The organism is Sphingobium sp. SA2 (genome assembly GCF_032227065.1).
Classification (GTDB): domain Bacteria; phylum Pseudomonadota; class Alphaproteobacteria; order Sphingomonadales; family Sphingomonadaceae; genus Sphingobium.
Genome location: NZ_JAPMXX010000006.1, coordinates 2,053,637 through 2,078,663 on the forward strand (window position 1 = coordinate 2,053,637; position 25,027 = coordinate 2,078,663).

Genomic DNA, 25,027 nt, shown 5'->3' on the forward strand with positions numbered 1-25,027 from the left:
GCTTGCCAGCTTGCTGGCTAGCCCCGCTTGGAGAGGGGGCAGCGATCCGCCGCGAGGGCATACCCCCCTCTTCCAACTCCGCCTAAGTCGCTTCGCGCCTAAGGCTGAGTATCCTTCTCCCCCGCGGGGAGAAGGCTTGATCGCTATCCGCATCACGCCGTCACCTCATTGTCGATGCGTTCGACCAGGCCGTCCTTGAAATGGACGATGGTTCGCGCGAAGGCGGCCATGTCGGGTTCGTGGGTGACCATCAGCACGGTGATGCCGCTGTTCTGATTGAGATCGGTCAGCAATTCCATGATTTCAACCGATCGTTCGGAATCGAGATTGCCGGTCGGCTCGTCCGCCAGCAGCACGTCGGGGCTGGTGACGATGGCGCGGGCGATGGCGACGCGCTGTTGCTGGCCGCCCGACAGTTCGGCGGGCGTATGATCCCACCATTGTTTGAGGCCGACCTTGTCGAGCGCGGCCATGCCGAGCTCATAGCGCGTCTTCTTGTCCTCGCCGCGATAGATGAGCGGCAGTTCGACATTTTCGAGCGCGGTGGTGCGGGACAGGAGGTTGAAGCCCTGGAACACGAAGCCGAGATAGCGGCGGCGCAGCAGGGCGCGCTGGTCGCGGTCGAGCATTTCGACATGATGCCCCTTGAACAGGAAGGTGCCCGCCGATGGCACGTCGAGGCAGCCAAGGATGTTCATGGTCGTCGATTTGCCGGAGCCGGACGGCCCCATCACCGCGACGAAATCACCCTGTTCGATGTCGAGGTCGATGCCCTTCAATGCCTGAAAAGCGGTCGGGCCTTCGCCATAGACTTTGGTGACCCCGCGCAGCGAGATGATCGGTGCGATCGCCATGCGCCTTACGTCCCGCTCGGCCGGCCAGTGCCGCGCGTTTCGGTGGGGGCGACCGGGGCGGTTTCGGGGGCCTTGTCGCCCGAATTGCCGAGCGAGCCGACACTGGCGGGCTTGCCGTCCGTTGCCGGATTGCGTTGGCCATCGGGGGCCTTGGCATCGGTCGCAGCGGGGCGCTGATCCTCGGCCGGGGCTTCCTGACCCGCAGCCAGTTGCCCGGTGATGACGCGCATCCCTTCTTTGATCTCGCCGCCGGTGATGGCCGTGCGCGATCCGTCGCTCGCGCCGATGGTGACTTGCACCGCCTTGGGGTTGCCATCCTCGCCCAGCACATAGACGGTCTGGCTGCTGCCTGCGCCGAAATTGACCTGGCGCGCATTGCCGCCGCGCCGCATCCGGCCGGGGCCGGGCAGGACGCTGGTGATGCCGCCGCCCTTTGCGCCTGCGCTCGGCTTGAAGCGCAGCGCGCTGTTCGGAATGAGCAGCACGTCGCGCAATTCCTGCGTCACGATGTCGGCGGTCGCGGTCATGCCGGGGCGCAGCGTTTCATCCTCGTTATTCACGGTCAGAACGGCGGTGTAGGCGACCACGGTGCCGGTCGTGCTGGTCGTGGTGGTAGAGGAAGACGAGGTGCTGCTGGCGTTCGAGCCGACATTCACGCGGGACACGGTCGCGGGGAAGGTGCGGCCGGGGAAGGCGTCTACGGCGAAGGTCGCGCTCTGGCCGTCCTTGACCTGGCCGACATCGGCTTCATCGACCGATACTTCGACCTCCATCTGGGTCAGATCCTCGGCGATGGTGAACAACACCGGGGCGTTGAAGGACGCCGCCACGGTCTGGCCCGGCTCGATATCGCGCGAGAGGACCACGCCGGTTACCGGCGAGACGATCTGGGCGATCGACAGGTTGGTCTGGGCAGAGGATAGCTGGGCACGGGACACATCGACCTGCGCCTGCGCCGATCGCAGGCTGGCGACTGCGCCCTGATAATTGGCGCGGGCCGTGTCGATCTCTGTCTTGGCGGGCACCTTGCCGCCCGACAATTGATAGACGTTGAGCTGGCGGTCGAGCGTTGCCTTGGCGAGCGCGACCTGGGCCTGGGCCTGGGCGACGCTGGCCTGGGAAGCGGAGACCTGCGAGCGGTTCTGGTTCACCGAATCGACCAGGCGGCGGGTGTCGAGCTCGGCGAGCCGCTGGCCGCGCGTGACGCGATCATTGACGTCGACATAGACGGCGGTGATCTTGCCCGATTGTTCGGACCCAACATCGACCTGATTGACGGGCTTGAGGTTGCCGGTGGCGGACACGGCGACGGTCAGGTCGCCCTTGCGCACTTCGCGGGTCGCGTAATTGGGCTTGTCGTCGCCCGAAAAACACTGCGACACCAGAAGGATGGCGATGAGCAGCGCGGCGCCGACGCCGCCCCGGATCGCCCATTTGCGCCAGGGTTTGGCGGGCTTGGCACCCAGAAATTCGTCAAGGGCCGGATCGGTGGTCACGTCATTGCTCATGATTTTTGCTCATCGATGGGGCGGTTGTCCATGCTCTGCCAGCCGCCGCCCAAGGCGTCATAGAGCCGGGCGATGGCGAGAATTTCGTCCGAACGGGCGGTGGCGAGGCTGTTGCGGGCGTTCAAAAGGGTGGTTTCGCTATTCGACAATGTCTGAAAATCTATGAGGCCTGCCTGATATTGGCTGCGCGCCAGCAGGGCGGCGTTGTTCGACGCATCATAGGCGATGGTGAATTCCGCCTGCCGTGCCCGCGCGCTGGCGAGCGAGGCCATGGCATTTTCGACATCCTCCAACGCGGTCAGCACGCTTTGCTTATAGGCGGCAAAGGCAGCGTCGGTTGCCGCCCGTTGCGATCGGACCTGCGAGGCCAAGCGGCCGCCGTCGAAGATGACTTGCGAGACATTGGCGAAGAGGCCGCCGGTGATCAGGCTGAACAGATCGCTGAAGGCATTGGACGTGGTGCCGAGATTGCCGCTGATACCGAGCGAGGGATAGAGTTGCGCTTCGGCCACGCCGATACGCGCCGTCGCGGCGGCGAGCGCACGTTCCGCGCTGCGCACGTCGGGCCGCTGGCGCAGCGTATCGGCGGGGATGCCCAGCGCGATCTGCGACGTGGCGGTGGGGATGGGGGCGGGCGTTTCGAGCGTGCGGGTCGCTTCGCCCGGCGCCTGACCGGTCAGGACGGCAATGCGGTTGAGGCTGCCGCGCAGGTTCGCTTCCTGCTGCGGGATGGAGGCGCGGGTTTGGGCGAGTTGGGCGCGGGCCTGCTGCTCGTCGAGCGAGGAGACGAGGCCCGCCTGCAAGCGCCAGCCCGCTATGTCGAAATTATCCTGCTGCACCTGCTGCGTTTCGCGGGCGATGCGCAATTGTTCCTGGGCAAGCCGCGCCTGGACATAGTTGGTGACCAGTTCGGAGATGATCGTCATCCGGACGGTCGCGAGATCATAGCCCGATCCGGCCAGTTCCGCGCGGGCGGCTTCGGCCGAGCGGGAGAGTTCGCCGAACAGGTCGATCTGCCAGCTGGCCGATGTATTGGCGGAATAGCTGCTCGACCAGTTGCTGGCACCGGTGCTGATGACATTGCCGCTGTCATCGACGCGGGTGCCGCCCGCCTGGCTGCGGTAATTCTTGCCGCCATTGCCCGACGCATTGAGCTGCGGCAGGAAGGCGGCGTTGGTCTGTGCCAGGCTTTCGCGCGCTTGCCGCAGCCGGGCCTGGGCCTGGACGATATCCAGATTGTTGGCGATCGCCGTATCGATCAGGGCCGAGAGCGTCGGATCATTGAGCCGGGTCCACCATAGGGCCAGATCAGCCTCATTCTGGGGCGTGCCGACACTCTGATAATAGGTGGCGGGCACCCCCATCGACGCGGCCTGTGGCGGTCGATAGTCCGGGCCGACGGCGCAGGCCGACAGGCTCAGCGCCGTCCCACATATCCCTGCAAAGCGATATCGCACCTTTTCCTAGCACTCCGTCATCGTTAAAGGGGCCGCCACGCGCCGGAACAGATGGCGGGAAAGCGTGCGCGACCTGACTGCCGCAGGGTCGTGTACGTCTCAATGGCATTTATGTCTCAAAGTGTAACGACGTTGAATATCGGCGCTTTTTTGGTTGATGGTTAGAGGATGGATGATGCGCGCATTTGTATTTCCGGGTCAGGGCAGCCAGTCGGTCGGCATGGGCAAGGCCTTGGCCGACGCCAGCCCCGCCGCGCGGGAGCTGTTTCAGGAGGTCGATGACGCCCTGTCGCATCATCTGTTTCGGTTGATGGTCGAAGGACCGGAGGATCGACTGACCCTCACCGAAAATGCGCAGCCCGCGATCATGGCCAACGCCATTGCGACGTTGCGCGTCATGCAGCGCGAGGGCGGTTTTTCGATCGCGCAGAAGGGCGATTATGTCGCTGGGCATAGCCTGGGCGAATATAGCGCGCTGTGCGCGGCGGAGGCGCTCGATGCTGGCACGACGGCGCGGCTGCTCAAGCGGCGTGGCTATGCGATGCAGGAAGCCGTGCCGGTGGGCGAGGGGGCCATGGCCGCTTTGTTGGGTGCCGACATCGAAAAGGCGCAGGCTTTGGCGGATGCCGCGGCGCAGGGCGAAGTCTGTGCCGTCGCCAACGACAATGATCCAAGCCAGGTCGTGATTTCGGGCCACAAGGCGGCGATCGACCGCGCCGTGGCGATGGTGAAGGACCATGGCATCAAGCGGGGCATATTGCTGCCGGTGTCCGCCCCGTTCCATTGCGAATTGATGCAGCCTGCCGCCGATGCCATGGCGCAGGCCTTGGCGGAGGTCGCGTTGGTCGCGCCGCTGCTGCCGGTGTACGCCAATGTGTTGGCCGCGCCGATCGCCGAGCCGGATGAGATCAAGCGGCGGCTGGTCGAGCAGGTTACGGGCCGGGTGCGCTGGCGCGAGTCCGTGGCGGCGATGTGGGACGCGGGCGTTACCGAATTTGTCGAAATCGGCGGCAAGGTGCTGACCCCGATGATCAAGCGAATAGCCCCCGACGCCACTGTGCGCAGCATCGTGACGATGGATGATATCGAGGCGGCGCTGGGCGTGCTGTGAGCGCTGTCCTCACCCAGCGGGACGGCGCGGTCCTGACGGTCACGCTCAACCAGCCCGACCGGCGCAATCCGATCTCCGATCCGGCGCTGGTCGATGCGCTGTGCGCTGTGTTCGAGGCGGCGGATCGCGACCTGTCGATCCATGTCGCGATCCTGACCGGCGCGGGGAGCACTTTTTCGTCGGGTGGCGACCTGAACGCGATGCGGCCTGACGCGGGGGGCTTGCGCGCGGGCCTGCCCGCGCAGACGCGGCGTAATTATCGGGCGGGCATCCAGCGGCTGCCCTTGTTGTTCCAGGCGATCGAACTGCCGGTGATTGCGGCCGTCAATGGCCCGGCGATCGGTGCGGGGATGGACCTCGCCTGCATGTGCGACCTGCGCATTGCGGCGCAATCGGCGCGCTTTGCCGAGAGTTTCGTCAAGCTGGGGCTGGTGTCGGGGGACGGCGGCGCATGGCTGTTGCCGCGCATCGTTGGTTTCTCCAAGGCCAGCCAATTGTCGCTGACCGGTGAGACGATCGACGCGGACGAAGCGCTGCGGATTGGGTTGGTCGGTGCGGTGGTGCCCGACGCGGACGTGATGGACGTCGCGCGTGCGCAAGCCGACGCCATCGCCGCCAATCCGCCTCATGCCACGCGCATGACCAAGCGGCTGCTGCGTGCGGCGCAGACGGCGGAATTGAACCAGATACTCGAAATGGCGGGCGCGATGCAGGCGCTGGCCCATGCGACGGCGGACCATGACGAGGCGATCGACGCCTTTTTCGACCGCCGCCCACCACAGTTCAAAGGAGACTGACCGGCCATGCTATAGGGTTGCGGGTACAGGATTTGGTCACGCGGAGGCGCGGAGACGCGGAGGGAATTTGGCGGATATCGATCGCATCAGCGGAGACGTTCTTGACCTCGCCTTGCGGATGCATCGCGACCTGGGGCCGGGACTGCTTGAAAATGTGTACGAGATGATCCTGGCGGCCAAGCTGACGGCCATGGGCCATCGGGTCGAACGGCAGAAACCCGTGGACATCAGCTATGATGGCTTGGATTTCGCTGCCGCTTTCAGGATCGACCTTTTGGTCGATGACCGCTTGCTGGTAGAGATCAAGTCGACCGAACGCCTCCACCCAGCCCATGCCAAACAATTGCTGACCTATCTTCGCCTGACCAACCAGCCCGTAGGGCTTCTGATCAATTTCGGCGGCGCTACGCTCAAGGAAGGGGTGAAGCGCATAGTCAACGACTATGTCCCCTCCGCGTCTTCGCGCCTCCGCGTGAACCAAATAGAATAAGGAGACTGACCATGTTTGACCTCACAGGAATGACCGCGCTGGTGACGGGCGCTTCGGGCGGGATCGGGTCCGAGATTGCCCGGTCGCTGGCCGCGCAGGGCGCCACGCTGGCGCTGTCGGGCAGCAATGAAGAGAAGCTCAAGGCCTTCGCGGCCGAATTGGGCGGGGATCATAAGACGCTGGTGTGTAACCTGTCGGATGCGGCTTCGGTCGATGCGCTGGTGCCGCAGGCTGTCGAGGCGTTGGGCGGCAAGCTCGACATATTGGTCAACAATGCCGGGGTGACGCGCGACAATCTGATCCTGCGGATGAAGGATGAGGAATGGTCGACCGTTATTGCGGTCAATCTGGAGGCCGCGTTCCGTCTGTGCCGTGCCGCCGCCAAGCCGATGATGAAGGCGCGCTTTGGGCGGATCATCTCGATCACGTCGGTCGTGGGCGTCACCGGCAATCCGGGCCAGTCCAACTATTGCGCGTCGAAGGCCGGGATCATTGGCATGTCCAAATCGCTGGGCCAGGAACTGGCGAGCCGGGGCATCACCGTCAATTGCGTCGCGCCCGGCTTCATCCGGTCGGCGATGACCGATGCGCTGAACGACGCGCAGAAGGGGGCTATCCTGCATAAGATTCCGGTCGGGGATCTGGGGGATGGCGCGGATATCGGCGCGGCCGTGGTCTATCTCGCCAGCCGCGAGGCGGGCTATGTCAACGGCCAGACGCTGCATGTGAATGGCGGCATGGCGATGATTTGAGGCTAAGCGCCTCGGCGATCCTTGTTCCCCGGCGGAAGCCGGGGTCCAGGAGCGGCAGGGGAAGCGCCCAGCAACCCTGGACCCCGGCCTGCGCCGGGGAACAGAAAAGGGGCAGTTGGAGCAGAATTGGGCGTTCCTAAGCCCCCATATCCTCCAGTGCGGTGAAGCGTTGCGACCATAGCGCGCCATAGACCGCCATCCATTGCACCACCGGGGCGAGGCCCTTGGCGCGGGCGCTGTAGAAGGTTTCCCGTCCCGCCCTGCGCGCCGTCACGAGCCTGGCGCGTTTCAGCTTGCCGAGGTGGCGCGATACCATGGGTTGCGATACGCCCGCGATGGCGGTCAGCGCATGGACGCTCTGTTCGCCTTCGCGGACGAGATATTCCAGCAGCGCGCGGCGGGTGCCGTCCGACAAGGCCTTGAACTGGGCGTCGATCGTCGCGCCGCGATTATCTTCCTGTAATCCAACTGTCATCGGCCAGTCATAACCATAGGGTTATCAGTGGGTCAACCATTGTCGCCGATTTGGGCCGTCGCGCGCCGTTAACCAAAAAAACTTTGGGCCGGGATGGGCGTGAGTCTTTTGAGTCACACCGCCCTATCTTGAGTCCCGCGCGACTCGCCAGACTCCATATCTTGTGGTTCCCCGCTTCGTTCTTCCCGACATCTGTGTCGTTCGGCATCGGGCAGGCCAAGGTGCCGGGCTTGACGCCGGACTCCCAAGGACTCATCGCTGTTGTTCAAGACGAACGGGGGTTTTTACGCATGGGTCTCATGGAGCGGGTTGCACCGGCGCGACGGAAGAAGACGATCGCACCGATCGCGGTTCCAGCGGCGGAGATTGCGACCGATTGCCTGCTGCGGGGCGATTGCATTGCGCAGATGGCGGCGCTGCCCGACAATTGCATAGACATGATCTTTGCCGATCCGCCCTATAATCTGCAACTGGGTGGCGACCTCTTCCGGCCCGAAGGCGGGCGGGTTGATGCGGTCGATAATGACTGGGACAAGTTCGATACGCTGGGTGCCTATGACCGCTTCACCAAGGCGTGGTTGAAACAGGCGCGCCGCATCCTGAAGCCCAATGGCAGCATCTGGGTGATCGGCAGCTATCACAACATCTTCCGCGTCGGCACGGCGTTGCAGGATGAGGGCTTCTGGATCCTCAACGACATCATCTGGCGCAAGGCCAACCCGATGCCCAATTTCAAGGGCACGCGCTTTACCAATGCGCATGAGACGCTGATCTGGGCCAGCCAGGGCGAGGACGCCAAATATACGTTCAATTATAAGGCGATGAAGACGCTCAACGACGAGTTGCAGATGCGCTCCGACTGGGTGCTGCCGATCTGCGGCGGGCAGGAGCGGTTGAAGCGCAACGGGACCAAGGCGCATCCGACGCAGAAGCCGGAATCGCTGCTTTATCGCGTGATGTTGTCCTGCACCAAGCCGGGCGATGTGGTCCTCGATCCTTTCTTCGGGACCGGGACCACTGGCGCGGTGGCCAAGCGGTTGGGGCGCAAATGGATCGGCATCGAGCGGGAGGAATCCTATATCGAGGTCGCGCTGGAGCGGATCGAGGCGGCGCTGCCGTTGGATGAGTCCGCGCTCACCATCATGCAGAGCGCCCGGTCGCAGCCCAAGGTCGCGTTCGGCACGCTGGTCGAAACGGGCTATTTGAAGCCGGGCGCGGTGCTGACCGATGCCAAGCGGCGCTGGCAGGCGGTGGTGCGGGCTGACGGGTCGCTGGCGGTGGGGAGCGATACCGGATCGATCCACAAGATCGGCGCTACGTTGCAGAATGCGCCAAGCTGCAACGGCTGGACCTTCTGGCATCATGAAGCCGAGGGCGGGTTGAAGCCGATCGATACGCTGCGCCAGACCTATTTGCTGGCGAACGAGCCTTAATTTTAGCAGGCGTCATCCCCGCGAAGGCGGGGATCCATCTCCTACGTTCGCGACTGGGGATGGGGTGGGAGATGGATTCCCGCCTTCGCGGGAATGACGGGAAGGGGCCGACAGCATGAAATTACCCGCCGATGCGCGCCTGTACCTGCGGCCGACATGGTTCGTGCCGTCGCCGATCGGCCTGCCGGACGGGTCGGTGGCGCGGATGGGCAATGGGCTGATCTGGTTTCAGGGCTATGAACTGAGCGCCTTTGTCGGGCGGGGCCGGGTGGCGCGGGTGACGGTGCCGGTGGGCGGGTTCGCCGATGCAATCGCCAGCTTGCCTGATGTCTTGGCGGAGCGGGCGCAGAGGTTGGCCGCCAATATCTCCGCGACCCGCGCGCCGCTTGTCCTTGGCGAACGCACCATCCGGTTCGATGCGCCGCAGGTGATGGCGATCCTGAACGTCACGCCCGACAGCTTTTCGGACGGCGGCAAGCATGTCGGCGATCCGCAGGCGGCGGCCGATGCGGGGTTCGCGATGGCGGCGGCGGGCGCGGCGTTGATCGATGTGGGGGGCGAATCCACGCGGCCACGCGCCGACAAGGTGTGGGAAGGCGATGAGATCGCCCGCATTGCGCCGGTGATCGAGCGGCTGACGGCGGCGGGCGTGCCGGTGTCGGTGGACACGCGCAAGGCGGCAGTCATGGAGGCGGCGTTGGCGGCCGGTGCGAAGATCGTCAATGATGTCAGCGCGCTGGCGCATGATCCGCGCAGCATGGAGGTCTTGGCCGGGACAGGCTGCCCTGTCATCCTGATGCATGCGCCGTCTGCGGGCGATGATCCGCATGACAATCCTGCAGGCTATGGCGATGTCGTGGCGGACGTGTTCGATCATCTCGAAGGGCGGATCGCGGCCTGCCTGAACGCGGGCATCGCGCGGGATCGGATCATGGTTGATCCGGGGCTTGGCTTTGGCAAGTCGCTGGCCGACAATCTGGCGCTGGTAAATGGCCTCGCGACGTTTCAGGCGCTGGGCGTGCCGTTGCTGTTTGCGGGCAGTCGCAAAAGGCTGATCGGCGCGCTGTCGAACGAAGCCCCGGCTGCCGATCGATTGGGCGGGTCCATCTCGTTGGCGTTTCGCGCGGCGCAACTCGGCGCGCAGATGGTGCGGGTCCATGATGTGAAGGAAAGCGTCCAGGCTTTGAACCTGTGGCGCGGTCTGGCGGACGCGGGATTGAGCGCGATTTAGACGCAGGTATTATTTTACCCGTCAGGAAAGCCGCCATATCGCTTGACTTGGACGGCTTCCCCAGTCATTAGCGCCCCACTTCCGGGGGTCGGTAACGGCCTGCGGTTCTTTAATTCATTCTGGAGTATTGGCACCATGAAGGCGCTGATGAAGACGACCAAGTCGGCAAGCCCGGCAACGGTTGATAAGAAGTGGGTCCTGATCGACGCGGAAGGCCTCGTCGTCGGCCGTCTCGCTTCGACCGTGGCGAATATCCTGCGTGGCAAGCACAAGACCAGCTTCACGCCCCATGTCGATTGCGGTGACAATGTCATCATCATCAACGCGGGCAAGGTGAAGTTCACCGGCAAGAAGCTGACCGACAAGATCTATTACAAGCACACCGGCTATGCCGGCGGCATCAAGGAAACCACGCCTGCCAAGATTTTGGAAGGCCGTTTCCCTGAGCGCGTGCTTGAAAAGGCGATCGAGCGCATGATCCCCCGTGGCCCGCTGGGCCGCCAGCAGATGCGCAACCTGCGCGTCTTCGCCGGTGCCGAGCATCCCCATGAAGCCCAGAACCCCGAAGTGCTCGACTTCGCGTCGCGCAACCGCAAGAACAAGGTGGGTGCATAATGTCCGATAACCGCCAGTCCCTGTCCGACCTCGCGGCGATCGCCGCCGAAGCGGCTGCCGCTCCGGCTGCAGCGCCCGCTGCTCCTGAAGCCGCCGCGACGGCCGCTGCCCCGGTTGAAGCCGAAGCGCCTGCCGCTCCGGTCGAGCCTGCAGCGCCCACCATGCCGCTGCGTGCGCAGGAAATCGACAACCTCGGCCGCGCCTATGCGACCGGTCGTCGTAAGGATGCCGTTGCCCGCGTCTGGGTAAAGCCCGGCACCGGCAAGATCACGGTCAATGGCCGCGATCAGGAAATCTATTTCGCGCGTCCGACCCTGCGTCTGGTCATCAACCAGCCCTTCGGCGTCACCGACCGTAATGGTCAGTATGACGTGATCGCCACCGTCAAGGGCGGCGGTCTGTCTGGCCAGGCCGGTGCGGTCAAGCATGGCATCGCCCAGGCGCTGACCAAATATGAGCCTGCGCTGCGCAGCGCGGTCAAGGCCGAAGGCTTCCTGACCCGCGACAGCCGCGTCGTCGAGCGTAAGAAGTACGGCAAGGCGAAGGCGCGCAAGAGCTTCCAGTTCTCGAAGCGCTAAGTCGATACCGACTGCAAGTTCAGGAAAGGGGCCGGTTTTCCGGCCCCTTTTTTCGTGCGCGCGCTTCGCCTGATCGCTTGAGTGGCCCGCCCCGATGCAATAGCCTGCGTGTCGACAGGCGGATGCCGGGGGATGTTCGGGGGTTTATGAGACAGACGATGTGGATGGCGATGCCGATCGCCACGATGGTTGCCGCGCCGGCTGTGGCGGGCGAAGCGCCGCTCTATCAGGCGGCGCCGACCTGGGTGGAGAAGGCCAGTGTGCCGCCGCTGTCGAGCTTCGAGGGCGAACCGCCGACGATGCTGTTGTTCGACAGCCAGCAGCGCGTCGAGGATGGCCGCCTGTGGAGCTATGCCGATGTCGCGACCCGCGCCGGATCAGCCGAAGCGCTGGCGCAATTATCCTCGCTGACTTTGCCATGGGCGCCCGACAAGGGCGACCTCATCATCCATGACGTGTCGATCCTGCGCGGCGACCAGGTGATCGACGCGCTGGCGGGCGACAAGCGCTTTGCCGTGCTGCGCCGCGAGGAAAATCTGGAAGCGCGGCAGATTACCGGCGTGCTGACGGCGACGCTCGCGGTCGAAGGTGTGCAGGTCGGCGATATCGTTCGCCTGCGCTATACGACGTCGATGAAGGATGATGCGCTTGGCGGCCATGTCCAGGGCGCGATGGGGCTGTTTGCCGCGCCGTTGCGGATGGGGCAGGGGCGGCTGCGTGTCAAATGGGATGAGGGCAGCGGGGCCAAGTGGAAATTGCTGGCCAAGGATGCTGTCATCAAGCAGCAGAAGAAGGGCGGGTTCCATGAACTGACCGTCGCCCTGCCATTGGTCAAGCAGCCGGAAATGCCGGAGGATGCGCCGCTGCGCTATCGCCATCCGCCCTTGTTCGAGCTTTCGGCCTTCGCGTCCTGGGCCGATGTGTCCAAGACGATGGCACCGCTCTATGCGACCGAAGGACTGATCGCGCCGGGTAGCGGGCTAGCGGGCGAACTGGACAAGCTCAAGGCATCGGGCGGGTCGCCGCGTGCGAAGGCGGCTGCGGCGCTGCAACTGGTGCAGGATAGCATCCGCTATCTGGCGATCGGCATGAATGGCGGCAATTATGTGCCCCAGACCCCGGCGCAGACCTGGACGCTGCGCTATGGCGATTGCAAGGCCAAGACCTTGCTGTTGCTGGCATTGTTGCGGGGCATGGGGATAGAGGCAGAGCCGGTAGCGGCCAGTTCCTCCATGGGCGATTTCGTGCCGGAACGGTTGCCGAGCGTCGCGGCGTTCGACCATGTGCTGGTGCGTGCGACGATCGATGGCGAGACGCTGTGGATGGATGGCACGGGCAGCGGCGCGCGGATCGACGATCTGGGCGATACGCCGCCTTTCGGCACGGTGCTGCCGGTGCGAACGGCGGGCGCGGACCTGCTGCAGATCCAGACCCGCGCCAATGCGCGGCCTATCATCGATATCGCGATCGAGGCCGACGAGAGCGGGAGCATCCGGCTGCCCAGCGTCTTCGATGCGGTGGCCGTGTTGCGCGGCCCGGCGGCGTCCATGATCAATGTCGCCCTGGGCCAACTCGATACCAAGCAGCGCGCCGACATGGTGCGGGGATTCTTCATGCGGCAAATGGGACAGTCGCAGTTCAGCGACGTCAGTGTCGCGATGGATGCCGCCACGGCGACCACGACGCTGAAAGCGCATGGCGTCACGACGACGCCCTGGCGCCTGGAGGATAATCGTCATCGGCGTAGCATTGGCCGGGGCGTCAACGACATCAGCTTTGCGCCCGATCGCGGTCGTCCGGCATGGATCGATATTCCGGTGGCGACGCCGCCGCCGTCGGGGGTGCGCTATCGGCTGAAATTGCGCTTGCCCGATGGCGGCAAGGGCTATGTGCTGGAAGGCGACCAGAATGTCAGCCAGTCGATCGCGGGCTTCACGATCAAGCGCAATGTCCAGCTGCGCGACGGACTGCTCGAACTGGATGAGCGGATGGATTCGACCGGGGTCGAGATTGCGGCGGCGCAGGTGCCCGACGAACGCGATCGGCTTGCCACGGCGCAGGCCTTGGCCCCGCGCTTGATCGCCCCGGCCAAGCCGACCTTCTACTGGGATGCCCCTTACGAGGTGTTGGCAAACTGGTCGCAGGTCAAAGCGGGGGAGCAGGCGTTCACCAAGGCGATCGCCGAAGACCCGGAGGAAGTGTCAGGCTATAGCAGTCGCGCCAATTTCCGTTGGGGTGTGGGTGACCGGAAGAAGGCACTGGCCGATCTCGACAAGGCGATTGCCATCGAGCCGGATGTCGATCTTTATCTCAGCCGCGCTGACCGGCGCTTCAGGCTGGGCGATGTGCCCGGCGCGCTGGCCGATGCACGGATGGCGCGACAACTCGACCCCTCTGCCTTTGGCGCGATCAATGCGGTTACCACCTATCTTGCCGAAAGCGGCAAGTTGGACGAGGCGCTGGTGATGGTGGATCAGCGGATCGCCATTGGCGGTGAAACCCGCGATGCCTATCGCCGCCTCAAGGCCAGCCTGCTGGGCACCTATGGCGATGCCGCCAAGGCGGTCGAACTGCTCGACGCGCATATTGCGGAAAAACCTGGCCTGACCATGCTGCTCAACGAGCGCTGCTGGATCAAGGGCACGCGCGATATCATGCTCGATAGCGCGCTCAAGGATTGCACGCGAGCCATCGAGACCAGCACGTACAGCGTCGCAGCGCTCGACAGTCGTGCCATGGTGTCGTTCCGCATGGGCAAATATGAAGACGCGCTTCAGGATTTGACCGCCGTCCTCGACCAGGTGCCAGGCAAGGACGAGAGTCAATTCATGCGCGGGATCGTGTTGCATCGGCTCGGCCGGGCCAGCGACGGCGACAAGGACATCGCCATCGCGCGCCGTATCAACCCCCGCATCGACGCGGACTATGCGCGGTTTGGCATCAAGCCGTGATCATCGCAACAGCTATCGGCGATTTCGTTACGGGAGCGGTTTGACGGCAACCTTTATTCTGATTGTCGGTTGAATAGGCAACACCAACCAACAGGAGACTGAACATGGGTGAAGCAACTGACAAGCTGAAGGCCGCTGGCAACAAAGTCGCCGGCAACGTCAAGGAAGCCGTCGGCAAGGCGACGGACAATGAGCGTCTGGAAGCCGAGGGCAAGGCCCAGCAGGTCAAGGGCACCGGTCAGGATGTGGCTGGTTCGGTCAAGGGCGCGTTCGGCGACAAGGTCTGACGCCACCGCTGCCAAATGAATAGGAAGCCCCGCCCTAACCGGCGGGGCTTTCTTTTTGCGTCAGATAGGCCTTCACGTCCCGTCGCAATTCCCCTGCGCACAAATAGAGCGCGATGACGTTGGGGATGGCCATCAGGAAAAAGCTGGAATCGACGATGCCCACGACCCGGCCCAGGTCGATCGCGGCGGCAGGGGGCAGGGCGACGACATAGAGGATTTTGTAGGTCCATTGCGCGCGCGCGCCGTGCCCGAAGAGATAGCCCCAGGCCTGCAGGCCGTAGAAGCCCCACGCTACCAGCGTCGAATAAGCGAAAAGGAAGACCACCACAGCAAGCAGCCAGGGGAACCAGGGCGAAACCTGGGCGAAGGCGGCCGAGGTGATGGCGATCCCCTCCAGCCCGCTATTCCATGTGCCTGCCACGACCAGCGCCAAGCCGCCGAGACCGCATACGATCATCGTGCCGAGCAGCGGCTCCAATAGCGCGACCAGGCCTTCGGACACGGGATGGCGCGCGCGGGCGAGGCTGTGCGCCATGACGGCCGAGCCGACACCGGCCTCGCTGGCGAACACTGCGCGGCGCATGCCCGCGACGAAGGCACCGACCGCGCCGCCGGTAGCCGCATTGCCGGTCCAGGCGCCGTCCCAGATCAGCGCGAGCGCGCCGGGGATGGCGCCCAAGTGCAGGATCAGAATCGCGAACACCCCGAACAGATAGACGGCGACCTTGAGCGGGGTCAGCCGCTTGGCGACCTCGCCGAGCCAGGCCGCGCCGCCCAGCGTCACCAGCGCCACCGCGCAGGCGAGGAAAATGCCATAGCCCCAGCCGTTGGTGAGGCCGGTGACGACCTTTACCTGCGCAAAACTCTGGTTGACCTGCACCATCGGGATCGCTCCGAACAGGGCGACGAAGGCGTAGGCGCCGCCCAGTGCCAGCCCGACCTTGGGCCAGCCGCGCGCCGCGCCGACGGCCTTCAGGACATACATCGGCCCGCCATGGACATGACCCTGGGCGTCGAACACGCGATATTTGAGGCCGAGCGTAACCTCGGCCATCTTCACCGTCATCGCGAACCAGCCGATAACGAACATCCACAGGATCGCCCCCGGCCCGCCCATCGTGAGGGCGACGGCGACGCCCGCAATATTGCCAAGGCCGATCGTGCCGGACAGCGCGGTGCTGAGCGCTGCCCATTGGCTGACATCGCCCTGCGCTTCGCCCTTTTCCGGCTGGGTGCGCAGGATGCGGATTGCGCGGCCGACCTGGGTAATATTGGGGAAGCCCAGCCACAGCGTGAAGAACAGCATCGGCAGCGCGAGGTAGAGGACGATCAGTTCGATCTGCGTGCCCAGCATCGGCAGCTTGAAGAACACGGCGGCCGAGATGGCATCGACGATGGCGTTGAAATTTTCCATTCTGCGCCGATGGAGGGCGACGGGTGGATTGTCGATCAAGAAAAACTTGCCGCGCCTTGCCTATCGGCTGCAGCGTCGCGGTTGTGGCTTGATACCGGGCGGCTCTCCGGTGCATGACACGGGCATGAGCAGGCAATATTTCGGCACCGACGGTATCCGCGGGCGTACCAACCAATGGCCCATGACCCCCGATCTGGCGATGAAGGTCGGCATGGCGGCGGGCACGCATTTCCTGCGCGGTGCCCATCGCCATCGCGTCGTGATCGGCAAAGATACGCGGCTGTCGGGCTATATGGTCGAAAATGCGTTGGTTGCGGGCTTTACCGCCGTCGGCATGGACGTGGTGCAGTTCGGGCCGATCCCGACGCCCGCCGTCGCGCTGCTGGCTCATTCGATGCGGGCGGACCTGGGTGTCATGATTTCGGCCAGCCACAATCCCTATTTCGATAATGGTATCAAGCTGTTCGGGCCGGATGGTTACAAACTGTCTGATGAGGATGAACTGAAGATCGAGGCGCTGATCGGGCAGGAGATTGCGCTCGCGCCGTCCAAGGATATTGGCCGCGCCCGCCGGGTCGAGGATGCGCGTGGGCGCTATATCCATGCGGTCAAGTCCAGCTTTCCTGCCGACCTGCGGCTCGACGGCCTCAAGATCGTGGTCGATTGCGCCAATGGCGCGGCCTATCAGGTCGCGCCGTCCGCGCTGTGGGAATTGGGCGCGACCGTCGTGGCGGTGGGGGTTAGCCCCAATGGCACGAATATCAACGACGGCTGCGGATCGACATCGCCCCTTCTGTGCCAGGAAACGGTCGTCTCGTCGGGCGCGGACATCGGCATTGCGCTGGACGGCGATGCGGACAGGCTGATCGTGGTCGATGAGAAGGGCCAGATCGTCGATGGCGATCAGATCATGGCGCTGATCGCGACCAATTTTGCGCGCGACGGAATGTTGCGCGGCGGCGGGCTGGTGGCGACGGTGATGTCCAATCTGGGCCTGGAACGCTGTCTGGCAGGGCAGGGGATCACGCTGGAGCGCACCAAGGTCGGCGATCGCTATGTGCTGGAGCGGATGCGCGAGGGCGGGTTCAATGTCGGGGGGGAACAGTCGGGGCATATGATCCTGTCCGACTATGCCACGACCGGCGACGGCACGGTCGCGGCATTGCAGGTGCTGGCCGCGCTGGTCCGGTCGGGCAAGCCCGCCAGCGAGACGCTGCACCAGTTCGATCCGGTGCCGCAACTGCTCAAAAATGTGCGCTTTGCCGGGGGCAAGCCGCTGGAGCATGGCGACGTGCAGCGCGTCATTGCGCAGGCGGAAGCGGAACTGGCGGGTGTCGGCCGCCTCGTCATCCGCCCGTCGGGGACGGAGCCGGTGATCCGGGTAATGGCCGAAGGCGACAGCGCGGATCAGGTGAGGGACGTGGTGGAACGGATCTGCGCTGCGGTCGAGAAGGCGGCGGCGTGATGGTCGTCACTCAACCCTTTCGCCCTGAGCTTGTCGAAGGGTTCCACCGACCGCAGGGAGGTGTCTTCGCCTCCGCTCAGAAAAGGGCTTCGACTTCGCTCAGCCCGAACGGAAACTATCCTACCCATGCTTGACATGCACCCCGATTGCGAGCGCTGCGGCGCGGACTTGCCCGCCGATGCACCGGGCGCGTTTATCTGTTCGTTCGAATGCACCTTTTGCGCGACCTGTGCCGAGGCGCTGGACGATCGTTGCCCCAATTGCGGGGGTGAATTGATGGACCGGCCGACGCGGACGGGCAAGGCGCTGGCCGCCAATCCTGCTGTCACCATACGCAAGCACAAGCCATGACGCCTGCGCGGATTTTGATCATCGCCGGGTCTGACAGCGGCGGGGGCGCGGGGATACAGGCAGACCTCAAGACGGTGACGTTGCTGGGTGGCTTTGCCATGACGGCGATTACCGCCATTACGGCGCAGAATACGCTGGGGGTGCAGGGGGTTCACCCAGTCCCGACCGATATGGTGCTGGCGCAGATGGAGAGCTGTATCAGCGACATCGGCGTCGATGCGGTGAAGATCGGCATGATCGGGTCGGCGCAGACGGCGATGGCGGTGGCGGAGCGGCTCACGATGCTTCATGGCGTTCCGATCGTCTTTGATCCGGTCATGGTTGCGACGAGTGGGTCACTGCTGGCGGATGCGGATACGATTGCGGCTTTCCACAAGTTGATGGCCATCGCCACATTGGTCACGCCGAATATTCCTGAACTGGCGGCGCTGGGCGGCGAGGAGATCGCGGCGCGTTTTGGCACCTATGTGCTGGCCAAGGGCGGGCATGGCGAGGGGGCGATGCTCACCGATCGGCTGATCGGTCCGCATGGCGTTGCCGAAACCTGGAGCGATGCGCGGATTGATACGCCGCATACCCATGGCACCGGCTGCACTATGGCCAGTGCGATTGCGACCGGGTTGGGGCAGGGGATGGCTTTGCCTGACGCGATCACGCGGGCGCGGGACTATGTGCGGGCGGCGTTGATGCTGGCGCCGGGCTTTGGCGGCGGACATGGGCCGATGGGGGCGCCGTTCACTTTTCATGCCTGATTTTGCGCATGAAAGCCTGCACCATCCGGGCCTTGTTGCCGGGGTGGATGAAGCGGGGCGGGGGCCGTTGGCGGGGCCGGTGGTGGCGGCTGCCGTGATCCTGCGCGTTGAGGATTGTCCGCAGGGGTTGGACGACAGCAAGAAATTGTCGGCGACCCGCCGGGCTGCGCTGGAGGGGGAGATCAAGGATCGGGCGCTGTGCTGGGGGCTGGGGGTTGCCAGTGTCGAGGAGATCGACCGGCTCAATATTCTTTGGGCGACGATGCTGGCGATGACCCGTGCGGTCGCGGCACTGGGGCGGGATTGCGCGCATGTGTTGGTCGATGGCAATCGCTGCCCGGACTGGCCGCATGCGTCGAGTGCGATCGTCGGCGGCGATGCCAAGAGCCTCTCGATCGCCGCGGCCTCTATCCTCGCCAAGGAAGCGCGGGACCGGATGATGGTGGAGGCAGCAGTGCGGCATCCCCATTATGGCTGGGCCAGCAACAAGGGCTATGGCAGCGCGCAGCATCTCGCGGCGCTGCGGATGCATGGGCCGACCCCGCTGCATCGGCGCAGCTTTGCGCCGGTTGCGCAGTTGGTGCTGCTTTAGGGGGTTTCTCCTCATTCTTCCGTGTCCCCCCTCCCGTTCGTCCTGAGTAGCCATTGAGCGAAGTCGAAATGGCGTATCGAAGGATCAAGCGCGTCGCATGATGCTTCGATACGGGTCTTCGACTTCGCTCAGCCCCTACTCAGCACGAACGGAGAGTGGAGGCTCTTGGTTTATCTCCAATCTCCTGACCCAACCCCACCCCCTGTCCCAAGGCGGGACCGATGCGATAAAGCGCTTTCGCCCCCTCTGGTGTGGGGCGGGGTTATGGTTAAGAAAGGCTTATGCTTTTCTTCCGGCTGCTTATTCTCCTGTGTTGCGCATCCTTCCATGTGCCGTCCGTGCGGGCGCAGGTCGCCGATGGGCCGCTCAAGCCGGGGGCGTTCAACTGGAGCGACGATGGGGTCGCGGACGGGCCGCTTTACCTGATCGTCAGCCTCGCGCGGCAGCAGATCCATGTCTATCGCGGCGACCGGCTGATCGGCGCGGCCAGCGTGTCGACGGGGACGAAAAACAAGGCCACGCCGACCGGCAGTTTCCCGATCCTGCAAAAGCGGCAATGGCACCGCTCCAACCTCTACAGCAATGCGCCGATGCCCTTCATGCAGCGACTGACCTGGGACGGGATCGCGCTGCATGCGGGGCATAATCCGGGCTACCCCGCCAGCCATGGCTGCATCCGGCTCCCTTATGCCTTTGCGCAAAAGCTGTTTGCGCTGACGCGGATCGGCACGTTGACGGAAGTGACGACCGACCGGCTGAGCGCCGCGCTGATGCTCGAACCGCTGGTGCTGGGCGATGCTGGCAGCAGCGTGGTGACCTTTGGCATGCGGGGCGGAGACGGGCGCGGCGGGGCGGGGGTGTTCGCGCCGAGTCTGGCGATCGATCCGGGGATTTTCGGGAGCTGGGGGCGGTGGTGACGGGCCGGAGGCGCGCACCGCAATTTTGCAAAATCATGTGAAGTTCACACCGTCGCTGGCCCAGCGTTTGTGCGGGGGACGGACGGGTGGCGTGAACTTCGCAATAGGAGAATTTTTGCGAAGTGTGGCGTGGCGTGCGGGGGCACGCGCGAGGGATGAGGGGGCGGACCGGGAGAAAGAGCCGGGCGAGCATGGCATAGGTTGGGGGATGTAGGACAGGGGTGTTTGACGGCGTGCTGTCCGACTGGATTGGAACGGGGCTGCAGATGTAGCTGCCGACGCGCCGTATCCCTGCCTGCCATGTTGTCAGACGCTTTTTCAATCCGAAAGTGATTGGCGAAAAATTCAGTGACCATGGCGCCTGCAGAGCATGGTGGGGAACGCTATAACCACGGCTTTGTGCAGTGTGTTATCGGGATTTTGGCAGCTACGCGCCACAGTTGGTCATTCGCATCGAATCACGCTGTTGTTCTCATATATGGTCATACTCCGCTTGCTTTTGCTCCGTTGTTGAGAGACCAAATTACGGATTGGGGGAACCATGCCGTTCTATTTTCGCAAATCTATAAAAGCTGGCCCATTTCGGTTTAATTTTTCTTCCGGCGGCGTTGGCGCTTCTGTTGGCGTTAAAGGGTTCCGGGTCGGCACAGGCCCGCGCGGCCACTATGTTCATGCTGGACGAGGCGGTTTCTATTATCGAGCTACGATCGGCTCGACGGGAGTTCGGCGTCGTACTGTCCAATCTGCCCCAGCCACCGCAAGACCGCAGCTGCCTACCAGCAGTTTTGAAAGCGGTGTGCATATGGTCGAAGTCGAGTCGAACGATGTGCTCGCAATGCGCGACAGCGCTTATTCTGAGATTTTGGACGAGATAAACGAAAAGCGGCAAAAACCGAGCGCGGCTTTGCTCTTCGGAGTTGGCTTCGGGGTGCTAGGGCTCTTGGCCGTTGCCGTCGCTGGGTCGATTGGCATGTTCATTTGGCCGCTTGCTGTGGCGGCGTGGGCATTCGGAGCGTGGTTGGATTCCTATCAACGAACCGTGGTGCTGTTTTACGATCTGGAGGGTGATACTCATGCCGCCTATGAGCAGGTAGTCCACAGCTTCGACAGAATGAACGCGAGCCAAGGAAAATGGCACATCGAGGCGGGTGGCAGTGTGCAGGATCTTACAACTTGGAAGCGCAATGCCGGTGCTTCACATATCGTCAAACGCACTTCCACAACGCTCGCCTATTCTCTTCCTAAGGCTGTTACCTGCAATGTGACGCCGCCCTCGATCCATGTCGGAAAGCAGGTAATCTATTTTCTGCCAGATGTGGCTTTCATCGACGACGGTCGGAAGATAGGTGGAGTGAGCTATGCCGACCTCATGGTTCAGTGGCAGCCATCAAATTTTATAGAAGAGGGCGCGGTCCCCGGAGATTGCGAGATCATCTCTTGGACGTGGAAGCACCCCAATAAGAACGGAGGGCCGGATCGCCGTTTCCGCGATAACCGTCAGCTTCCAGTTTGTCGATACGAGGCGATGCATATGCGCAGCGCCAGTGGGGTAAACGAACTTATCGAGTTTTCTAAAGCTGGTGTTGTTGCCCCGTTCGCCGCAGCTTTGAAAGCTATGCCCAAGCGGGCAAAGCAGCAGTCACCCCTTCAGATCAGAGCATCCGACTAACGTTAGCTATCCGATCTTACTCTTCCCGAACCACCCTCTGCACCGGGCCAGTTTGCGACCAAAGCCGCCCTGCAAATTCAACCCGCCCTCAAGTAAGTTGCAAGGCAGTCTCGTGATCCTGCCCCGGACCGATGATCCGATGGATGAAGATGCGGTCCGGTTCGACGGAATAGAGAATGCCATAGCGCTTGTAGGATCGTCGTCTGATCCCATGATGTTCGTAACGGGGGACAAGCGGGAAGGCGTGCGGCATGTCGGCCAGACGCTTCATGATGTCGCGCAAATCGTTCACGAATGAGAGGGCGCGCGCAGGGTTGTCTTGCTCGATATAGTTTCGGATGCCTTCGAGGTCATGTCTGGCCCTTGAGGACAGCGTGACTTTCATTAGCGCGCTTCACCGTGCGCGGTTTGCCGAATGTCGGAAATGATCGCGTCGCACACATCGTCCAGATCATGGCCGCCCCCCGCCTTCATTTCCTGCAGGCTTTGGTCGATCGAGGCATCCAGTTCCTTTAGCCAGCGTTCCTTGTCCACAGTCGCGTTTTGATCGCGGCGGATCAGGTCGCGCACATAATCGCTGACGCTGGCATATTGGCCGCTGTCGATGCGGTTCTGCACATAGTCGCGCATGGGATCGGGCAGGGAGATATTCATGGTAGCCATCGGCTATCTCCAACGCATTTTATACTTGGATATAATGAGGGTCACCCATGGATGGTGTTCCCCGGCGAAGGCCGGGGTCCAGTTCAGAGCGTGGAACTGGACCCCGGCCTTCGCCGGGGAACACGACCTACAGGTCTCCGTCAAAGTTCGCCGGTATGATATGGCAAAAATTGCCACTGCGTTCAATGTTTGGCTTCAGAGCGTGATGACTTTACTCAGAACGGTTTGTCCTGAGTAGCCATTGAGCGAAGTCGAAATGGCGTATCGAAGGATATAAGCGCAGCCGACCCTTCGATACGGGTCTTCGACAAGCTCAGCCCCTACTCAGGGCGAACGGAGTGATGCGACTTAAAGTCATCATGCTCTAGCCGCGATCCATTTGATAGCTGCGGCCGCGCGCATCTCACCTCATCACCGATTTTTCGGCCCGCGCGATGAGTAATGCCAGATCGTCCAGCGTATCCAGCAGCCCGGCCATCAGAAGACCCGGACCATCTCGCCTTCGACGCGCGCGCGCAGGCGGGGACGCAGGCCGATGCGTGACACCAGGTCGACCTTGGTGCCGAGTGCATCGGACAGTTCCAGCATCGCCCCGGCCTGATCGAACAGGCTGAATTGCCGCGCCGAGTCATAGTCGTAGAGCAGGTCGAGGTCGGAGGCTGGGCTGGCTTCGTCCCTGGCGGTCGATCCGAACAGGTATAGCGCATTGATGCCGCGCGCGCGCAGGCGGCGCTCGAAGGGCTTCAACCGGGTGATCGCTTCGGCCTTTTTCATCGGACCATTATGCCCCAGCTTTCTGGAACACGCAATTTGCCAACGCGCTGGCGATTCTGTGATCGAACGAAAAACGGCCGACCCGTTGCCGGATCGGCCGTTCTTTCATACCCCGCGCAATGCGCCCGGCATCACGCCGCTTGCGCCGCCTCCTCGCTCGCGGGCAAACGGATCAGATAGTCGAAGGCCGACAAGCCTGCCGTTGAGCCTGCGCCCATGGCGATGACGATCTGCTTGTAGGGGACCGTCGTGCAATCGCCGGCTGCAAACACACCCGGCACGCTGGTTTCGCCGCGGGCGTCGATTTCGATTTCGCCGCGGGGGGACAAAGCGACTGCGTCCTTCAACCATTCGGTGTTGGGGACGAGGCCGATCTGGACGAAGATGCCTTCCAGCGCGACGTCATGTTCGGTGCCGCTGTTGCGGTCCTTGTAGGACAGGCCGGTGACGCGGTCGCCATCGCCATCGACCTTCGACGTGAGCGCCGAGGTGATGATCTTGACGTTGGGCAGGCTGGCGAGCTTGCGCTGCAGCACCGCGTCGGCGCGGAGCTGGCTGTCAAACTCGATCAGCGTCACATGGGCGACGATACCGGCAAGGTCGATCGCGGCTTCGACGCCGCTATTGCCGCCGCCGATCACCGCGACGCGCTTCCCCTTGTAGAGCGGGCCATCGCAATGCGGGCAATAGGCGACGCCCTTGTTGCGATATTCCTCTTCCCCGGGCACGCCCATCTGCCGCCAGCGTGCGCCGGTCGAGAGGATGAGGGTGCGGCCCTTCAGGCTCGCGCCATTTTCCAGCACGACCTCATGATAGCCGCCTTCGGTGCGGGCCGGGATCAGCTTCGCCGCCTTTTGCAGGTTCATGATTTCGACGTCATAATCCTTGACGTGCGCTTCCATGGCGGAGGCGAGCTTTGGCCCTTCGGTGCGCGAGACGGAGATGAAATTTTCGATATCCATCGTGTCGAGCACCTGGCCGCCGAAGCGTTCGGCGGCGACGCCGGTGCGGATGCCCTTGCGCGCCGTATAGATAGCCGCCGCCGCGCCAGCGGGACCGCCGCCGACGATGAGGACTTCGAAGGGTTCCTGCGCCTTGATCTTTTCGGCGGCGCGGGTGGCCGCGCCGCTGTCGATCTTGGCGACGATCTGTTCCAGTTCCATCCGGCCGCTGGCGAAGGGTTCGCCGTTGAGGAAGACGGTGGGGACGGCCATGACCTTGCGGCTGTCAACCTCGTCCTTGAACAGTGCGCCGTCGATGGCGACGTGGCTGATGCGGGGGTTGAGGACGCTCATGAGGTTGAGCGCCTGCACCACGTCGGGGCAGTTCTGGCAGGAGAGCGAGAAGTAGGTTTCGAAGGCGAAGTCGCCGTCGATGTCCTTGATCTGCTGGATCAAGTCCTGCGCCGCCTTTGACGGGTGGCCGCCGACCTGCAGTAGCGCCAGGACCAGCGAGGTGAATTCATGGCCCATCGGCAGGCCCGCGAAGCGCACGCCGATGTCGGTGCCTGCGCGGCGGATCATGAAGCTGGGGACGCGCTTGTCGGTGCCGGTGACCACGGTCACCTTGTCCGACAGTTCGGCGATGTCGCCCAGCAATTCGCCCAGTTCGCGCGACTTTGCGCCTTCATCCAGCGAAGCCACCAGCTCGATCGGCTGAGTGATGTTCGCCAGATAGCCTTTCAGCTGTCCTTTGAGATTTGCGTCCAACATCGTGCCTTGCTCCGTTGCATGAAAGCGGGCCGCCGCCGCATATTGAGGGAGGGGGGCGTGCGGCGGCCCTTCGGGGGATGGTGCGACCCAAAGACCCCGATGAGAATAGGATGACGGTTTAGATAGCGTTGAAGGGTCCGCCGGGTTCCGTGCCCTTTGGGGCAACCCGGCGGCCGTTC

Annotated in this window: 25 protein-coding genes and 1 pseudogene; 17 read left to right on the forward strand and 9 right to left on the reverse strand. The window is 63.5% G+C overall.

Annotation, left to right across the window (positions count from 1 at the left end; translation table 11 throughout):
- Nucleotides 1-152 precede the first annotated feature (152 nt).
- Genes OVY48_RS17715 through OVY48_RS17725 form a run of 3 tightly spaced genes read right to left on the reverse strand, consistent with a single transcriptional unit; the run spans nucleotide 153 to nucleotide 3,819 of the window.
- Nucleotides 153-854: an ABC transporter ATP-binding protein gene (locus OVY48_RS17715; RefSeq protein ID WP_313923798.1), complete on the reverse strand. Its 702-nt coding sequence runs from the start codon at nucleotides 852-854 to the stop codon at nucleotides 153-155.
- 5 nt (nucleotides 855-859) lie between these two features.
- Nucleotides 860-2,362 (reverse strand): efflux RND transporter periplasmic adaptor subunit, encoded by a 1,503-nt coding sequence (locus OVY48_RS17720; RefSeq protein WP_313923799.1) that lies wholly within the window; start codon nucleotides 2,360-2,362, stop codon nucleotides 860-862.
- Nucleotides 2,359-3,819 (reverse strand): efflux transporter outer membrane subunit, encoded by a 1,461-nt coding sequence (locus OVY48_RS17725; protein ID WP_313923800.1) that lies wholly within the window; start codon nucleotides 3,817-3,819, stop codon nucleotides 2,359-2,361. The genes OVY48_RS17720 and OVY48_RS17725 overlap by 4 nt, the downstream gene beginning before the upstream one ends.
- A gap of 175 nt (nucleotides 3,820-3,994) precedes the next feature.
- Between OVY48_RS17725 and fabD the strand changes: the two genes are divergently transcribed.
- From fabD to fabG, 4 genes are all read left to right on the forward strand, one after another.
- The gene (gene fabD, locus OVY48_RS17730) at nucleotides 3,995-4,930 is read left to right on the forward strand and encodes an ACP S-malonyltransferase (RefSeq protein WP_313924835.1); all 936 of its coding nucleotides are present in this window, start codon (nucleotides 3,995-3,997) and stop codon (nucleotides 4,928-4,930) included.
- A complete protein-coding gene (locus OVY48_RS17735) occupies nucleotides 4,927-5,727 on the forward strand; it encodes a crotonase/enoyl-CoA hydratase family protein (RefSeq protein WP_313923801.1) in 801 nt (266 codons plus the stop codon). The genes fabD and OVY48_RS17735 overlap by 4 nt, the downstream gene beginning before the upstream one ends.
- A gap of 67 nt (nucleotides 5,728-5,794) precedes the next feature.
- Nucleotides 5,795-6,217: a GxxExxY protein gene (locus OVY48_RS17740; RefSeq protein WP_037476041.1), complete on the forward strand. Its 423-nt coding sequence runs from the start codon at nucleotides 5,795-5,797 to the stop codon at nucleotides 6,215-6,217.
- An 11-nt stretch (nucleotides 6,218-6,228) separates the two neighbouring features.
- Nucleotides 6,229-6,969 carry a 3-oxoacyl-[acyl-carrier-protein] reductase gene (fabG, locus tag OVY48_RS17745; protein ID WP_313923802.1) on the forward strand — a complete coding sequence of 247 codons (741 nt, stop codon included), beginning with the start codon at nucleotides 6,229-6,231 and terminating at the stop codon, nucleotides 6,967-6,969.
- A gap of 136 nt (nucleotides 6,970-7,105) precedes the next feature.
- Here the strand turns inward: fabG and OVY48_RS17750 are convergent, their stop codons facing one another.
- Entirely contained in the window at nucleotides 7,106-7,444 is a 339-nt protein-coding gene (locus OVY48_RS17750; protein WP_313923803.1) for a metalloregulator ArsR/SmtB family transcription factor, read from the reverse strand.
- 290 nt (nucleotides 7,445-7,734) lie between these two features.
- Between OVY48_RS17750 and OVY48_RS17755 the strand changes: the two genes are divergently transcribed.
- The 6 genes from OVY48_RS17755 to OVY48_RS17780 all read left to right on the forward strand — a co-directional run bounded on the left by OVY48_RS17755 (nucleotide 7,735) and on the right by OVY48_RS17780 (nucleotide 14,539).
- A complete protein-coding gene (locus OVY48_RS17755; RefSeq protein WP_313923804.1) occupies nucleotides 7,735-8,877 on the forward strand; it encodes a site-specific DNA-methyltransferase in 1,143 nt (380 codons plus the stop codon).
- Between the two features lie 115 nt (nucleotides 8,878-8,992).
- Nucleotides 8,993-10,108, forward strand: a complete 1,116-nt coding sequence (gene folP, locus OVY48_RS17760; protein WP_313923805.1) for a dihydropteroate synthase — start codon at nucleotides 8,993-8,995, stop codon at nucleotides 10,106-10,108.
- Nucleotides 10,109-10,243: 135 nt separating this feature from the next.
- Complete coding sequence (gene rplM / locus OVY48_RS17765) at nucleotides 10,244-10,723, forward strand: 50S ribosomal protein L13 (protein WP_037473167.1); 480 nt, start codon at nucleotides 10,244-10,246, stop codon at nucleotides 10,721-10,723.
- Nucleotides 10,723-11,301 (forward strand): 30S ribosomal protein S9, encoded by a 579-nt coding sequence (gene rpsI / locus OVY48_RS17770; protein WP_069066504.1) that lies wholly within the window; start codon nucleotides 10,723-10,725, stop codon nucleotides 11,299-11,301. Before rplM ends, rpsI begins: the two co-directional genes overlap by 1 nt.
- A 146-nt stretch (nucleotides 11,302-11,447) precedes the next feature.
- Nucleotides 11,448-14,252, forward strand: coding sequence for a DUF3857 domain-containing protein (locus OVY48_RS17775; RefSeq protein WP_313923806.1), 2,805 nt, complete (start codon nucleotides 11,448-11,450; stop codon nucleotides 14,250-14,252).
- A gap of 104 nt (nucleotides 14,253-14,356) precedes the next feature.
- On the forward strand, nucleotides 14,357-14,539 hold the full coding sequence (locus OVY48_RS17780; protein ID WP_313923807.1) for a CsbD family protein: 183 nt from the start codon (nucleotides 14,357-14,359) through the stop codon (nucleotides 14,537-14,539).
- Between the two features lie 34 nt (nucleotides 14,540-14,573).
- On the opposite strand, the gene OVY48_RS17785 is transcribed toward OVY48_RS17780, so the two are convergent.
- Complete coding sequence (locus tag OVY48_RS17785) at nucleotides 14,574-15,953, reverse strand: amino acid carrier protein (protein WP_313924836.1); 1,380 nt, start codon at nucleotides 15,951-15,953, stop codon at nucleotides 14,574-14,576.
- 124 nt (nucleotides 15,954-16,077) lie between these two features.
- Between OVY48_RS17785 and glmM the strand changes: the two genes are divergently transcribed.
- From glmM to OVY48_RS17815, 7 genes and pseudogenes are all read left to right on the forward strand, one after another.
- Complete coding sequence (gene glmM / locus OVY48_RS17790) at nucleotides 16,078-17,418, forward strand: phosphoglucosamine mutase (RefSeq protein ID WP_313923808.1); 1,341 nt, start codon at nucleotides 16,078-16,080, stop codon at nucleotides 17,416-17,418.
- Nucleotides 17,419-17,544: 126 nt separating this feature from the next.
- The gene (locus OVY48_RS17795) at nucleotides 17,545-17,769 is read left to right on the forward strand and encodes a DUF1272 domain-containing protein (RefSeq protein ID WP_313923809.1); all 225 of its coding nucleotides are present in this window, start codon (nucleotides 17,545-17,547) and stop codon (nucleotides 17,767-17,769) included.
- Nucleotides 17,766-18,521, forward strand: a complete 756-nt coding sequence (thiD, locus tag OVY48_RS17800) for a bifunctional hydroxymethylpyrimidine kinase/phosphomethylpyrimidine kinase (protein ID WP_313923810.1) — start codon at nucleotides 17,766-17,768, stop codon at nucleotides 18,519-18,521. The genes OVY48_RS17795 and thiD overlap by 4 nt, the downstream gene beginning before the upstream one ends.
- Nucleotides 18,514-19,113: a ribonuclease HII gene (locus OVY48_RS17805; protein WP_313923811.1), complete on the forward strand. Its 600-nt coding sequence runs from the start codon at nucleotides 18,514-18,516 to the stop codon at nucleotides 19,111-19,113. The genes thiD and OVY48_RS17805 overlap by 8 nt, the downstream gene beginning before the upstream one ends.
- A gap of 281 nt (nucleotides 19,114-19,394) precedes the next feature.
- Complete coding sequence (locus tag OVY48_RS17810) at nucleotides 19,395-20,030, forward strand: L,D-transpeptidase family protein (protein WP_313923812.1); 636 nt, start codon at nucleotides 19,395-19,397, stop codon at nucleotides 20,028-20,030.
- Nucleotides 20,031-20,571: 541 nt separating this feature from the next.
- Nucleotides 20,572-20,718, forward strand: a pseudogene (locus OVY48_RS23895) (DUF4236 domain-containing protein); the annotation flags it as partial.
- 114 nt (nucleotides 20,719-20,832) lie between these two features.
- The gene (locus tag OVY48_RS17815; RefSeq protein WP_313923813.1) at nucleotides 20,833-21,699 is read left to right on the forward strand and encodes a hypothetical protein; all 867 of its coding nucleotides are present in this window, start codon (nucleotides 20,833-20,835) and stop codon (nucleotides 21,697-21,699) included.
- A gap of 88 nt (nucleotides 21,700-21,787) precedes the next feature.
- Here the strand turns inward: OVY48_RS17815 and OVY48_RS17820 are convergent, their stop codons facing one another.
- The 4 genes from OVY48_RS17820 to ahpF all read right to left on the reverse strand — a co-directional run bounded on the left by OVY48_RS17820 (nucleotide 21,788) and on the right by ahpF (nucleotide 24,848).
- Complete coding sequence (locus OVY48_RS17820) at nucleotides 21,788-22,084, reverse strand: type II toxin-antitoxin system RelE/ParE family toxin (protein WP_313923814.1); 297 nt, start codon at nucleotides 22,082-22,084, stop codon at nucleotides 21,788-21,790.
- The gene (locus OVY48_RS17825) at nucleotides 22,084-22,362 is read right to left on the reverse strand and encodes a type II toxin-antitoxin system ParD family antitoxin (RefSeq protein ID WP_313923815.1); all 279 of its coding nucleotides are present in this window, start codon (nucleotides 22,360-22,362) and stop codon (nucleotides 22,084-22,086) included. Before OVY48_RS17825 ends, OVY48_RS17820 begins: the two co-directional genes overlap by 1 nt.
- A 477-nt stretch (nucleotides 22,363-22,839) precedes the next feature.
- Nucleotides 22,840-23,136, reverse strand: a complete 297-nt coding sequence (locus OVY48_RS17830) for a nucleotidyltransferase family protein (RefSeq protein WP_043155166.1) — start codon at nucleotides 23,134-23,136, stop codon at nucleotides 22,840-22,842.
- Between the two features lie 131 nt (nucleotides 23,137-23,267).
- Nucleotides 23,268-24,848, reverse strand: coding sequence for an alkyl hydroperoxide reductase subunit F (gene ahpF / locus OVY48_RS17835; protein WP_313923816.1), 1,581 nt, complete (start codon nucleotides 24,846-24,848; stop codon nucleotides 23,268-23,270).
- Nucleotides 24,849-25,027: the final 179 nt, after the last annotated feature.

What these genes read in the sequence shown, in the direction of transcription:
- OVY48_RS17715 (WP_313923798.1), bottom strand. Translation starts at nt 854, where the DNA reads ATGGCGATCGCACCGATCATCTCGCTGCGCGGGGTCACCAAAGTCTAT.
- OVY48_RS17720 (WP_313923799.1), bottom strand. Translation starts at nt 2,362, where the DNA reads ATGAGCAATGACGTGACCACCGATCCGGCCCTTGACGAATTTCTGGGT.
- fabD (WP_313924835.1), top strand. Translation starts at nt 3,995, where the DNA reads ATGCGCGCATTTGTATTTCCGGGTCAGGGCAGCCAGTCGGTCGGCATG.
- fabG (WP_313923802.1), top strand. Translation starts at nt 6,229, where the DNA reads ATGTTTGACCTCACAGGAATGACCGCGCTGGTGACGGGCGCTTCGGGC.
- OVY48_RS17750 (WP_313923803.1), bottom strand. Translation starts at nt 7,444, where the DNA reads ATGACAGTTGGATTACAGGAAGATAATCGCGGCGCGACGATCGACGCC.
- OVY48_RS17755 (WP_313923804.1), top strand. Translation starts at nt 7,735, where the DNA reads ATGGGTCTCATGGAGCGGGTTGCACCGGCGCGACGGAAGAAGACGATC.
- folP (WP_313923805.1), top strand. Translation starts at nt 8,993, where the DNA reads ATGAAATTACCCGCCGATGCGCGCCTGTACCTGCGGCCGACATGGTTC.
- rplM (WP_037473167.1), top strand. Translation starts at nt 10,244, where the DNA reads ATGAAGGCGCTGATGAAGACGACCAAGTCGGCAAGCCCGGCAACGGTT.
- rpsI (WP_069066504.1), top strand. Translation starts at nt 10,723, where the DNA reads ATGTCCGATAACCGCCAGTCCCTGTCCGACCTCGCGGCGATCGCCGCC.
- OVY48_RS17775 (WP_313923806.1), top strand. Translation starts at nt 11,448, where the DNA reads ATGAGACAGACGATGTGGATGGCGATGCCGATCGCCACGATGGTTGCC.
- OVY48_RS17780 (WP_313923807.1), top strand. Translation starts at nt 14,357, where the DNA reads ATGGGTGAAGCAACTGACAAGCTGAAGGCCGCTGGCAACAAAGTCGCC.
- OVY48_RS17785 (WP_313924836.1), bottom strand. Translation starts at nt 15,953, where the DNA reads ATGGAAAATTTCAACGCCATCGTCGATGCCATCTCGGCCGCCGTGTTC.
- glmM (WP_313923808.1), top strand. Translation starts at nt 16,078, where the DNA reads ATGAGCAGGCAATATTTCGGCACCGACGGTATCCGCGGGCGTACCAAC.
- OVY48_RS17795 (WP_313923809.1), top strand. Translation starts at nt 17,545, where the DNA reads ATGCTTGACATGCACCCCGATTGCGAGCGCTGCGGCGCGGACTTGCCC.
- thiD (WP_313923810.1), top strand. Translation starts at nt 17,766, where the DNA reads ATGACGCCTGCGCGGATTTTGATCATCGCCGGGTCTGACAGCGGCGGG.
- OVY48_RS17805 (WP_313923811.1), top strand. Translation starts at nt 18,514, where the DNA reads ATGCCTGATTTTGCGCATGAAAGCCTGCACCATCCGGGCCTTGTTGCC.
- OVY48_RS17810 (WP_313923812.1), top strand. Translation starts at nt 19,395, where the DNA reads ATGCTTTTCTTCCGGCTGCTTATTCTCCTGTGTTGCGCATCCTTCCAT.
- OVY48_RS17815 (WP_313923813.1), top strand. Translation starts at nt 20,833, where the DNA reads ATGGTCGAAGTCGAGTCGAACGATGTGCTCGCAATGCGCGACAGCGCT.
- OVY48_RS17820 (WP_313923814.1), bottom strand. Translation starts at nt 22,084, where the DNA reads ATGAAAGTCACGCTGTCCTCAAGGGCCAGACATGACCTCGAAGGCATC.
- OVY48_RS17825 (WP_313923815.1), bottom strand. Translation starts at nt 22,362, where the DNA reads ATGGCTACCATGAATATCTCCCTGCCCGATCCCATGCGCGACTATGTG.
- OVY48_RS17830 (WP_043155166.1), bottom strand. Translation starts at nt 23,136, where the DNA reads ATGAAAAAGGCCGAAGCGATCACCCGGTTGAAGCCCTTCGAGCGCCGC.
- ahpF (WP_313923816.1), bottom strand. Translation starts at nt 24,848, where the DNA reads ATGTTGGACGCAAATCTCAAAGGACAGCTGAAAGGCTATCTGGCGAAC.